General features: G+C 64.1%; 11 protein-coding genes. 8 read left to right on the forward strand and 3 right to left on the reverse strand.

Annotation, left to right across the window (positions count from 1 at the left end):
- Positions 1 to 93: 93 nt before the first annotated feature.
- A complete protein-coding gene (locus AC1DT2_RS09110; RefSeq protein ID WP_477295939.1) occupies positions 94 to 1,374 on the reverse strand; it encodes a flavohemoglobin expression-modulating QEGLA motif protein in 1,281 nt (426 codons plus the stop codon).
- A 29-nt stretch (positions 1,375 to 1,403) separates the two neighbouring features.
- Positions 1,404 to 2,150, reverse strand: a complete 747-nt coding sequence (locus AC1DT2_RS09115) for an FAD-binding oxidoreductase (protein WP_477295940.1) — start codon at positions 2,148 to 2,150, stop codon at positions 1,404 to 1,406.
- A gap of 82 nt (positions 2,151 to 2,232) precedes the next feature.
- Between AC1DT2_RS09115 and AC1DT2_RS09120 the strand changes: the two genes are divergently transcribed.
- From AC1DT2_RS09120 to dbpA, 8 genes are all read left to right on the forward strand, one after another.
- Positions 2,233 to 3,165, forward strand: a complete 933-nt coding sequence (locus tag AC1DT2_RS09120; RefSeq protein WP_213949826.1) for an ABC transporter ATP-binding protein — start codon at positions 2,233 to 2,235, stop codon at positions 3,163 to 3,165.
- Positions 3,162 to 3,935, forward strand: a complete 774-nt coding sequence (locus AC1DT2_RS09125) for an ABC transporter permease (RefSeq protein ID WP_063572878.1) — start codon at positions 3,162 to 3,164, stop codon at positions 3,933 to 3,935. The genes AC1DT2_RS09120 and AC1DT2_RS09125 overlap by 4 nt, the downstream gene beginning before the upstream one ends.
- Before the next feature lie 4 nt (positions 3,936 to 3,939).
- Entirely contained in the window at positions 3,940 to 4,659 is a 720-nt protein-coding gene (locus AC1DT2_RS09130) for a pseudouridine synthase (protein ID WP_213949827.1), read from the forward strand.
- 178 nt (positions 4,660 to 4,837) lie between these two features.
- Positions 4,838 to 5,971, forward strand: coding sequence for a hypothetical protein (locus AC1DT2_RS09135; RefSeq protein WP_477295941.1), 1,134 nt, complete (start codon positions 4,838 to 4,840; stop codon positions 5,969 to 5,971).
- On the forward strand, positions 5,968 to 6,942 hold the full coding sequence (locus AC1DT2_RS09140; protein ID WP_477295942.1) for a hypothetical protein: 975 nt from the start codon (positions 5,968 to 5,970) through the stop codon (positions 6,940 to 6,942). The genes AC1DT2_RS09135 and AC1DT2_RS09140 overlap by 4 nt, the downstream gene beginning before the upstream one ends.
- A gap of 1 nt (position 6,943) precedes the next feature.
- Complete coding sequence (locus AC1DT2_RS09145) at positions 6,944 to 8,059, forward strand: hypothetical protein (RefSeq protein WP_477295943.1); 1,116 nt, start codon at positions 6,944 to 6,946, stop codon at positions 8,057 to 8,059.
- 5 nt (positions 8,060 to 8,064) lie between these two features.
- Complete coding sequence (locus AC1DT2_RS09150) at positions 8,065 to 9,132, forward strand: hypothetical protein (protein ID WP_477295944.1); 1,068 nt, start codon at positions 8,065 to 8,067, stop codon at positions 9,130 to 9,132.
- A 45-nt stretch (positions 9,133 to 9,177) separates the two neighbouring features.
- On the forward strand, positions 9,178 to 10,554 hold the full coding sequence (gene dbpA, locus AC1DT2_RS09155; RefSeq protein ID WP_213949831.1) for an ATP-dependent RNA helicase DbpA: 1,377 nt from the start codon (positions 9,178 to 9,180) through the stop codon (positions 10,552 to 10,554).
- Between the two features lie 13 nt (positions 10,555 to 10,567).
- On the opposite strand, the gene AC1DT2_RS09160 is transcribed toward dbpA, so the two are convergent.
- Positions 10,568 to 10,811 (reverse strand): hypothetical protein (locus tag AC1DT2_RS09160; RefSeq protein WP_477295945.1); only part of this gene is annotated, 244 nt, incomplete at its 5' end.

Consider the following 10,811-nt stretch of genomic DNA (forward strand, 5'->3'; position numbering starts at 1 on the left):
ATGCACGCATGCGCCTGCGCTGTGACTGGCGACCTTTCTTCGCCGTGTCGCCCGGCGATTTCACGATCGTGCCCGGCCCGTAACGGGTACGCGCTACAGGCCGAGGGAGATTTCCTCGGCCTCCACGCCCGCCATATGGATATGGTTGACGAAGAGTGAGAAGGCCAGCTTCCCGGCCAGGCCATGGACGTGCTGCATCCACGGTGGGAGATAGCGCGGCGCGACGATATCGCCGCTGGCGAAATGGGCTTCGAGGCTCATCACGTCATGCAGGGCGAGCTTGCCGGCGAACAGGTTGCGCAACAGGTCGAGGCGGCGCTGGCGCAAGGCCCAGCGGAAGAACGTGTGCACCGCCAGCAGGCCGGATAGGTAGACGTTGTCCTTGGCGAAGGCCGAGCCGCCGGTCAGCGGTACGCCGCGGAAGACCCGTTGCGCGGAATGGAAGCTGTCGCCCACGTTCTGCCCGCATTCGCGGAAATAACGGAACACGTCCACGAAGTCCGCGCCGTTCAGCGCCATGTCGATCGCAAGGATGCGCAGGCTGATGCGCTTCAGCCGCGAAATGTCGATCGCACCCGACATCAGCTCGGCGAACACAGCCAGGCCTTCCTGCGTGGCGGTGACACGCGGCGATGTACGCGCCAGCGAGGCGAGCACGGGCTGTTCGCGGCCGTTGAGCGCCGTGAGCGAATGGACGAAGGCCTCGTGCGCGAGCAGCTGGTGCYGGTCGTATTCCGTGAAGTGGATGCCACCACGCAGGCGGATGCGCGTCGCGCCAGCCGCGGCCTTGGCGGTGAGCTCGGGATCGACTTCGACCGAAATCGTTCCCGGCGAGAAGAAGGCATCGAGCATCTCGGACATGTCGCGGCGCAGTTCTTCGGCCGGAATCGTGCCCGTGGCGTCCTCGGTTTCCAGATCCGCACCCAACTCGTCCGCCAGGTCGACGAAATAGCGGGCGGCATCGAGGTTGCTGCGGTTGCTTCCGGGGATGGCGTCGCCCGGCTTGCCGTAAAGCGCCACCGAGGCGACGGTGACGCCATCGGTGCCGGCGGCATCGAGCATCTCGGTGGCCACGCGCCAGGATTCGGCCGTTCGGCGCAGGTACTCGGCAATCGGATGGTCTTCGCAGACCTCCCGCTCGATCGCTTCCAACTCGGCCCGGGTGCCCCCCAGATCGGGTGGCCGGTAACGGATATCCGGCAGCGAAAGGCGCCCGGCCCCGAATTCCTCGATGAGGCGCTCTTCGACCGATGCCGGCCAGGACACCGTCGGCAGGATGCGGATGGCGCGGACAGCGGCCAGCAGCCGCTGGTCAAGCGCCGCATAGCGCCGCATTTCCGGAGTCAGATGGGGCGGGAGGACGTGGGCGTGCATGGGGCGGAAGTATAGGCCGGGGCGCCGTTTCAGCGCGAAGAGATGTATTTCTCGCGGCGGATGTGCTGCACCGACAGCCCATGCTCCTTCAGCGAGGCGAAGGCGGCGTCGACCATGTTCGGGTTGCCGCACAGGTAGGCGATGTCCTGCTCGCCGTTGGGCTGCAGCTCCACCAGCATGTCCTGGACATAGCCGAGGCGGTCGTGGGGACGCGGGTTCGGCCGGGCGCCCCGACTCAGGCAGGGGTGGAAATCGAACCCCTCGTGAGTACGGGCAAATGCCTCGAACTCCTCGCCGTAGAGCAGCTCTCCCTCGTTGCGGGCGCCGTAAAGGAGCACGAAACGGCAGCCACGGCTGGCGATGAGGCTGGCGATCTGCGGCAACATGGCGCGGTAAGGGGTGACGCCGGTACCCGTGGCAATCAGGATGTAGCGCTGGTTCTGGTCGGCGTCCATCAGGCAGAAACGGCCATACGGGCCGCTCGCGTCGATCGTCTCACCCGGTTTCAGACCACTCAGCAGCTTGGTTGCCGCCCCGCCGTCCACGTAGCTCACCGCGATCTCGACCCGATCGACCGGCCCGGTTCCGTCCCCGATGGTCCCTACCGAATAGCTGCGCTTGGTCGGCTTGCCATCGTCGTAATGGAAGTGGACCTGGAGGAACTGCCCCGGCACGAAGGCCAGCGGCTGGCCGTCGGCACGCTCGAACGACAGGTGCCGCACCGAGGGGGCGAGCATGAAGCTGTCGGCGAGTCGGAGCTGGAATTGTTCGGCCATGGAAAGTCTCTGTTGACGTGCGGGAACAAGGTGGACAGACAAAGCCCGGTATAATAGGCGGCTTGTCATCCCGGCGCAGCCCATGACCACTCCTGCTTTAAACGTCAATAATTTACGGAAGACCTACGGCAACGGCGTGGAGGCCCTCAAAGGCATCTCCCTGACCGTCGAACCGGGCGACTTCTACGCCCTGCTCGGCCCCAACGGTGCCGGCAAGTCGACCCTCATCGGCATCCTCTCCTCCCTGGTCAACTCGACCTCGGGCGACGCGGAGATCTTCGGGGTGTCGATCCACAAGCACCGCAGCGAGGCGATGCGCCTGATCGGCCTGGTGCCCCAGGAACTCAACTTCAACCAGTTCGAGAAGCCCTTCGACATCTGCGTGAACCAGGCCGGCTTCTACGGCATCGGTCGCGCCGAGGCTTCCCTGCGCGCGGAGAAGTACCTGAAGGAGCTGCGCCTGTGGGACAAGGCACACGGCCAGGCACGGACCTTGTCGGGCGGCATGAAACGCCGCCTGATGATCGCCCGCGCCATGATGAACGAGCCGAAGCTGCTGATCCTCGACGAGCCCACCGCGGGCGTCGACATCGAGATTCGCCGCTCCATGTGGCAGTTCGTCAGCGGCATCAACGCTGCCGGCACCACGGTGATCCTCACCACGCATTATCTCGAGGAAGCCGAGCAGCTCTGCCGCAACATCGCGATCATCGACCAGGGTCGCATCGTGCAGAACACGTCGATGAAGAGCCTGTTGGCCACGCTGGACGTGGAAACCTTCGTGCTGGACGTTCCCAGCGCACCGGGCGTCCTTCCCGTCCTGCCCGGCGTGGTTCTCCGCACGCTGGACGATCACACCATCGAAGCCGAGATGTCCCGCTCCCACGACCTGAACTCCCTGTTCGCCGCGCTTTCCTCGCACGGTGTCACCGTCACTTCGATGCGCAACAAGTCCAACCGGCTGGAAGAGCTTTTCGTCCGACTGGTCGAGCACGGCAGGGAGAACGCGGCATGAGCGCTGCCACCAACCTCGTTGCGCTGAACACCATCGTTCGCCGCGAGATCGCGCGCATCCTGCGCATCTGGACGCAGACGCTGATCCCGCCCGCGATCACGATGACGCTGTACTTCGTCATCTTCGGCAAGCTCATCGGCAGCCGTATCGGCCTGATGCATGGCTTCACGTACATGCAGTACATCGTGCCGGGCCTGGTCATGATGAGCATCATCACGAACAGCTACGGCAACATCTCCTCCTCGTTCTTCGGCGCGAAGTTCGGCCGCTTCGTCGAGGAAATGCTGGTTTCGCCGATGTCGAACTGGGTGATCCTGCTGGGTTATGTCACTGGCGCAGTGACGCGCGGCGTGATCGTCGGTGCCCTGGTGCTGGTGATTGCGCTGTTCTTCACCGACCTGCATGTGGCCCACCCGATCATCACCTTCCTCTCCGTGGTGCTTGGTGCGACGGTGTTCTCGCTGGCCGGCTTCGTCAATGCCGTGTTCGCCAAGAAATTCGACGATATCGCACTGGTGCCGACCTTCGTGCTCACACCACTGACGTATCTCGGTGGCGTGTTCTATTCGGTCGACCTGCTTGGCGAGCCCTGGCACACCATTTCGCTGGCCAACCCGATCCTCTACATGGTCAACGCCTTCCGCTTCGGCGTGCTCGGCGTGAGCGACGTGCCCATCGTCACCGCGTTCATCGTGATGCTGGTCTTCGTGGTCGGCCTCAGTGGTATCGCCTTGCGCCTGCTCTCGCGCGGCGTGGGCCTGCGCTCGTAACGACATGCGGGTCAACAAGTACATCAGCGAGGCCGGCCTCTGCTCGCGACGCGAGGCGGACGAACTGCTCGTCGCCGGTCGCGTGACGATCAACGAGGACGTGGTCGGCATGGGCGCCAAGGCCCTCGAGGGCGATGTGGTGCGCGTGGATGGCGAGATCGTCGTCGCGCGAACGATGGCCCCCGAGTCAGCGAAAAACCGCGGCGTCTATATCGCCTTGTACAAGCCGGTGGGCATCACCTGCACCACGGATCAGACCGTCGATGGCAACATCGTCGACTTTGTCGACCATCCGCAGCGCATCTTCCCTATCGGCCGGCTCGACAAGGATTCCGAAGGCCTGATCCTGCTGACCAGCAATGGCGACATCGTCAACGAGATCCTGCGTTCGGAAAACCGCCACGAAAAGGAATACCTCGTGGCGGTGAACAAGGCCGTGACCGACGAGTTCATCCGCGGCATGGCCAAGGGTGTGCGCGTACACAACCAGATGACCGATCCCTGTCGCGTGCGCAAGATCGCGAAATTCGGCTTCTCCATCGTGCTCACGCAAGGCCTCAACCGACAGATCCGCCTGATGGCTGCGGCGTTCGGCTATCGCGTGACCCAACTGCGACGCGTGCGCATCATCAACGTGAAGCTGGGGCATCTCAAGCCGGGGCAGTGGCGAAACCTGACCGAAGCTGAGCTCCAGGGCTTGCTGCCGGAACGCACGCGCTGGTAGAGCCGGCACGGCTCTGGCACGAACGCCTACAGCCTCTGCGTTTCCACTGACATAGCAAAACGAGATAGGACCACAACTGTCTGGGGCAACCCCGGCGGCGACCCGTCGTGCCTTGTCAGAAACTACGTGGGCCGACATGAAGACGGCACCGTGATTCAAACAAGGATGTTCCTCAGACATGAAGCCCCTCCTCCGGCTGGCGTGCCTCGCCGCCCTTCTTCCCGGCCCCGCATTGGCTGCAGGGCAAACCACCGTCGACGTCTATCGCGAACTCATTCGTTACCGCGCCGCTACGGTGGGTGCGGAGAAGGCATTCGGATACGACACGCACGCGTACGTTTCGAAGTTCCTCGACAACCCGGATTCGCTGTACAGCGATCTGCGGATCGATCCGCCCATCACCAATGAAATCTGGTGGTACGACTTCGTCGACAGCCTTCCGATCGACGCGACCGAGAAAAGTGACGCTGCTCTCGAGATGTTGCAATGGCAGGGTGGCTTCACCAAGGCGAGAATCGGAATCGATGTGGTCGTCGACAAAGCGTCTGTCCGCGCCTATCGGGGTGAATATGCCGCTGCCAGTGCGATCAAGGCTGGCGTCGACGCTGACATCTTCCTGAAGGCCTGGGATATGAACGGGCGGATGACCACCATCGGCGCCGGCCACGCCGTCGCGCTGCAGTTGCTTCGCCATCAGGTCCGGAGCAACGCGCCGGAGACGTACGACGCCCTCGGGATCAAACCCGGCGTGCTGAGCCGCTATCTCCAGCAGAACAATCCGGAGAAGATCGACGCGTTTGACCAGGCCTACCTCGCCGACCTCCTTCGCTATGCCCTGTCCAGGCAGGACTTCACGATCGACACGGACGGACACAGGCAACTCCCGGCCGCATATCGTGTCGCACGCGTCGCCGCGGCCTTCGCGGATGCCGGAGGCTATCTCAATCCGCACGGCTACTGCCGGGGCAACGATCCCCATCCGGATGAACCGACCCGAGCGGACGCCATCGACGACAACCGTCCTCTTTGCTTCGTCGCCGCGACCGATCGTGCCGTGCAGTCGTGGTTCCGCCGTCAGATGCGCCACGAAGCATCCCTCATACGTAAAGCACATGAGAATCGCGACGAGACCGCCACGCGTCTGATGTCCTGGTTCAGCGGCGCACTGCTCCTGATCGATCTCGCAGGCTTTGTCGAAATGGGTGAAGCAGGCCTTCTCGGCGAGATGAGCGCTGAGGGCGCCATCCCCGAGGAAGAGGCGGCATACGCCGAAGAACGCGCCAATCAACTGACTTGCAGGCTCCGCTCATGATCAATCGTAACGTTCTCTTCTCTGTCCGCCTGGGCGCTTTGATGCTCGGCCTTTCGGCTTCGCTGGCATACGCGGGAAAGATCGAAACCGTTGGACAGTTCGCTTCCGGTGAGGGCGTCGTTGCCATGCTGGACGGCGAGTCGATCTTCTTCGCCGATGCCTATCGCGCGAAGCTCATCGACGCGCAGCTGGACACGGTTGGAAATAGCGGAACATGGGGTCGCGTGCGACACGGCATACATTCCCCGACCCTCGCACGGATGGAGTACGTGTACACCAAGGACGGACGCACGCTCCGACGTGTCTATCATGCGCGCAGTGGCCCCGCGATGGAGGTCGTCCTGAGCCGGTATGACTTCTCCCCGTCGACAGATGCATCCGCGGGCGAATCGAGCGCTAACGAGTCCGAAGGATCCCGGCCTTACGAGATCTCCGATGAGGACATTGCGAAGGATTTCGCTGAGCGCGTGTATTACCCGGCAGACACCCCGTTCAACGTGCGCGTTCCCAATCTTCCGCTACGCARCGACTCCGTCATCCAGTCGCGTCTCGTCGGCGGCAAGGACACTCATAAGGCAGACGCGGAGCTGAAAATTTTCCGGCAGATCGAAGCCGACATCAACGATGGCATCGTCACGCGTGGTGGAACACTCACCGGATATGTGAGCAAGGCGATGTGCGAATCGTGCGGTCCTGCCTCGGAAGACCTTGCCGAACACTTCGACATCAATGGCACGATTCAACAGTTAGTGGAGCGTGACAAGAACACGGTCGCGCTCGATCCCGCACTGGAGGCGAGCCACACGTCGTCCGAGGCGCTGAAGAACTCGCGCAAGGCGTACGCCAGCAAGCACTTCAGGCGCAATGCCGTCACGGACCCCGGGAAGCGATCGTGGATCGGCCTGGATAGCGTCAAGGCCCTGGAAGCCGAAGAGGCCGGATCGAAGGCCATCGAACCGTGTGGTGATTGACGTGCGCCATGGCATCCGCGCTCTCGGCGTCAGCCTCGTCGTGATCGGCAGCTCGTTCGCCCAGGCGACGACGATCGTCGATGTCGACGTGTGGTCGCACCTGCAGCGCGAGCGCGTCGCACGCGTTGGCGGTGAGCAGGCCTTCGCCGGATCGGAGAGCGAGCTGATGCTCCAGTTGCTCACCGACCCCGCATCGCCTTATTCGGAGACCGTGCGTGAACCCGACTTCACGAACGATGCCGAGTGGCCGGAGGTCCTCGCGGGTCTGCCGGGCAATCTCTCCACGGCCTCGGCGGTGGCCGTTCTCGACTGGGATCTCGGCCTGACGCGCGCCAGGCCCGGACACGACGTCGAGCCGCATCCAGGCTACAAGGACACCTTCGTGGCCGCGAGCGCGACGAAGGCTGACGTCGACGCCGACATCTTCTGGCACATGATCGACCTGACCGGCTTCCGCCATTCCGCTCGGGCCGCGACCTATGCCGTCGCCATGCAGATGCTGCGCGACCAGGTTCAGGCGACGATACCGGAACGTCGTGCCCTGCTCGGTATCGACGAAGCGGTCTTTCGCCGTGTCATGAAGGCTGCCTATCTCGATCAGGTTTCCACCTATGACATGCAGTACCTGTCCACGCTGGTTCAACACCGGCTGATCCACTGGCAACCGGGAGAGCGCTCCCGATCGGGCCTGAGGGCACTCCCCACGGTCTACCGCGTGGCTCGCGCGGCCGCCGCGTATCGCGATGCGCAAGGGTATCTCGGTAGCTATCCCTGCCGACCCGATGCAACGCCCGTGACCGGGCGCGCGGGAACCGGTGTCGAGGGGGACGATCGCCCGCTCTGCTTCGTCGCGGCAACCGATCGTGCCGTCCACCGTTGGTATATCGACGAAGCGCAGCGACAGGCGATCTGGATACCGGAACGCGAGCACGATGGCATGCTGAGACTGGCGGGATTCGCCGCGGCAGTGCTCACCCTGCTCGACCTCGCGCCGCTCGTCGAGGTGGTCGAGGCCGTCGCCGCCGACGATCTCGTCACCGCCGAATGGCTCACGCCGGTCGAGGCCGACATGGCTGCCGAACGCGCTGACCATCTTTTCTGCCCCTTTCCGGAGTGACCGCCATGCGCCCCGCTCTCATTGCGACGCTTTCAGCCGCGATTTTCGCGTCCACCATTTCCTCAGCGTGCATGGGCGGTGTTGTGGAGACCGATCGAATCACCCTCGACGAGGGCAACGTCACGGCGCTCCTGGAGTCGACCAGCCAACACTACGTCGACGCCATGCGCTCGTTGATCAGCGAGCGCTACCAGGACGAGTATCGCGCCATTCGCTGGGAAGCCCTGGAGAATGTCATGCGCGATGCGCCCATCGCCCGCCTTGAATATCACTTCGCCATCAACGGTGTCGCCAACGTCCGGGTGTACCACGCGATGGGCGGGCGCCCGCTGGGCTCGCTGGCAAAGTCGATCTTTGAAGGACCGACGCGTCCGGGCACGCCAGACACACCGGCCAGCCCCATGGATATCGAATCCGAGGACGAGGGTTCCGTGCGTGCCTTGCCGGCGGTGGACGAGGTCGCCGCGGACCTGGAGGACAACCGCTTCTACACCGAGTTCGATGAGATCAACGTGCGAGCCCCCATGATGGCCGACGATAGCTCGGCGCTGGAGGCGTTCCTCGTCGAAGGCGAGAACCGGGCCTTCGATCCCGAGTTCAAGGCCTTGCGTGCCATCGAGCGGGATCTTCGTACGGGAGTCATCCCAAGCGGCGGGAGGATTCAGGGCAGCGTCAGCGGCATGGCGTGCACGTCGTGCAAGTACGCGATGAAACGCTTTTCGGACACGTATGCTGTCGATGTCCGCCTCGCCCAGGTCTTCCCCTCCATGTCCCGTCCTGCCCAGGCTGAGCTGATCGCCTCGGGCCGCGCCCGCTTGAGAGGGACCATGCTGGTCGATACGGTCACCGACCGCCCCCTGCTGGCAGCGGATCTCTTGCGGGGTGCTCGCGAAGGCCAGATCAGGCGGTCACTGAGCCCCCGCGCCATGGGCCGGTCCTTCAAGGGAATGCCCTGGGCCCGACGCTCGTTCCGGCTGAACCCGATTCGGTTACAGCGCGTCTCCGAGGGCTCATCCGAAGGATCTCCCCCACCGCGGCCCCGCGTTCCAAAAGACCCTGCCACCGGCTGCTGACCGCGTGAAGCGGCGGCGTCCGACCCGGCATGCGATCATGGGCACATGAATGCCTTCGCCCAGACCACCCTTTCGCCCGCCCTCCTTGCCGCCGTGGACTCCCTCGGCTACACCGAGATGACACCGATTCAGCGGGAAAGCCTGCCGCCTATCCTTGACGGCCGCGATGTGATCGCCCAGGCCCGGACGGGCAGCGGCAAGACCGCGGCGTTTGGCCTGGGGCTTCTTCAGCAACTGGATCTCACGAAAATCCAGCTGCAGGCGCTGGTGCTCTGCCCGACGCGCGAACTCGCCGACCAGGTGAGCAAGGCGATTCGCCGCCTTGCCATCAACCTGCCCAACGTGAAGCTGCTGACGCTGTGCGGCGGCATGCCACTGGGCCCCCAGCTCGCCTCGCTCGAACACGACCCCCACATCGTCGTCGGTACCCCGGGACGAGTGCAGGAACATCTCAAGCGTGAAAGCCTGCACGGCGGCGGCATCAAGGTGCTGGTGCTCGACGAAGCCGATCGCATGCTCGACATGGGCTTCGAGGAAGCGATCGACGACATCGTCAAGCGCATATCGAAGCATCACCAGACCCTGCTGTTCTCGGCTACCTATCCCGATGCGATCCGTGCCGTTAGCGGTCGCGTGCAGCGTGATCCGGTCACGGTCACCGTCGAAGAAAAGCACGACGAGAACACCATCGAGCAGCGCATGATCGAGGTGGAACCGGCGAACAAGCCCGACGTGCTGTCGCGCATACTGACCCACGAGAAGCCGGAAGCCACCCTGGTGTTCTGCAACATGCGCAAGGACACCGAAACGCTTGCCGCGGAGCTCGATCGCCGTGGCTTCTCGCCGCTGGCCCTGCACGGCGACCTTGAACAGCGCGATCGTGACGAAGTGCTCGTCCGCTTCGCCAATCGCAGCTGCAATATCCTCGTCGCCACCGATGTGGCCGCGCGTGGCCTGGACATCATCGACCTGCCACTGGTGATCAGCTACGACGTCGCCCACGATGCCGATACGCACACCCATCGCGTGGGGCGCACCGGCCGCGCCGGCGCCAGGGGTCTCGCCATCACCCTGGTCGGTTCGCGCGAACAGCCGAAGATTCGCGCCATCGAGGAACGTCTTGGCGGCCCCATGCTGCGCTATCCGGCAAAGCCGGTCGGGGATGGCCGCAAGGTGCTCAACCTCGCGGCCATGAAAACCCTCGTGATCGACGCCGGTCGTCAGGACAAGCTTCGCCCGGGCGACATCCTCGGCGCACTCACCGGCGATGCCGGCCTCGAGGCCAAGGACATCGGCAAGATCGATGTCTTCGCCACGCGCGCCTATGTAGCCATCCGCAGGGATCTCGCGAATCGGGCCCTCGAGCGCCTGCGCGCCGGCAAGATCAAGGGCCGCAACTTCCGGGTAAGACCGCTCGGCTGATTCCCGGGCTACCTCAGTACGAACGCGGCGCGGCGCAATAACCTCTCGTGTCGGCGGCGGGAGGCGGTGTGGGTGGCCCCGGCCTCGGCGTGGGTCCGCGAGTCATGAGCGAGCCCATCGCCGAGGTGAAGAACAGCACCCGCTTGCGCATGAATCGCTGCGATGCCCACGCGCCGTCGCCGGAAAGTGCATTGATGTGCACGTCGATGTCGTACTGCAGGGCGAACATACGCACGGCCATCTCGCAGGAAAGGCAC

Source organism: Luteibacter sp. P4_E6 (assembly GCF_056401535.1).

Bases quoted from the DNA above. Each gene is read 5' to 3' on its own strand.
- AC1DT2_RS09115 (WP_477295940.1), bottom strand. From the start codon at position 2,150: ATGGCCGAACAATTCCAGCTCCGACTCGCCGACAGCTTCATGCTCGCC.
- AC1DT2_RS09120 (WP_213949826.1), top strand. From the start codon at position 2,233: ATGACCACTCCTGCTTTAAACGTCAATAATTTACGGAAGACCTACGGC.
- AC1DT2_RS09125 (WP_063572878.1), top strand. From the start codon at position 3,162: ATGAGCGCTGCCACCAACCTCGTTGCGCTGAACACCATCGTTCGCCGC.
- AC1DT2_RS09130 (WP_213949827.1), top strand. From the start codon at position 3,940: ATGCGGGTCAACAAGTACATCAGCGAGGCCGGCCTCTGCTCGCGACGC.
- AC1DT2_RS09135 (WP_477295941.1), top strand. From the start codon at position 4,838: ATGAAGCCCCTCCTCCGGCTGGCGTGCCTCGCCGCCCTTCTTCCCGGC.
- AC1DT2_RS09150 (WP_477295944.1), top strand. From the start codon at position 8,065: ATGCGCCCCGCTCTCATTGCGACGCTTTCAGCCGCGATTTTCGCGTCC.
- dbpA (WP_213949831.1), top strand. From the start codon at position 9,178: ATGAATGCCTTCGCCCAGACCACCCTTTCGCCCGCCCTCCTTGCCGCC.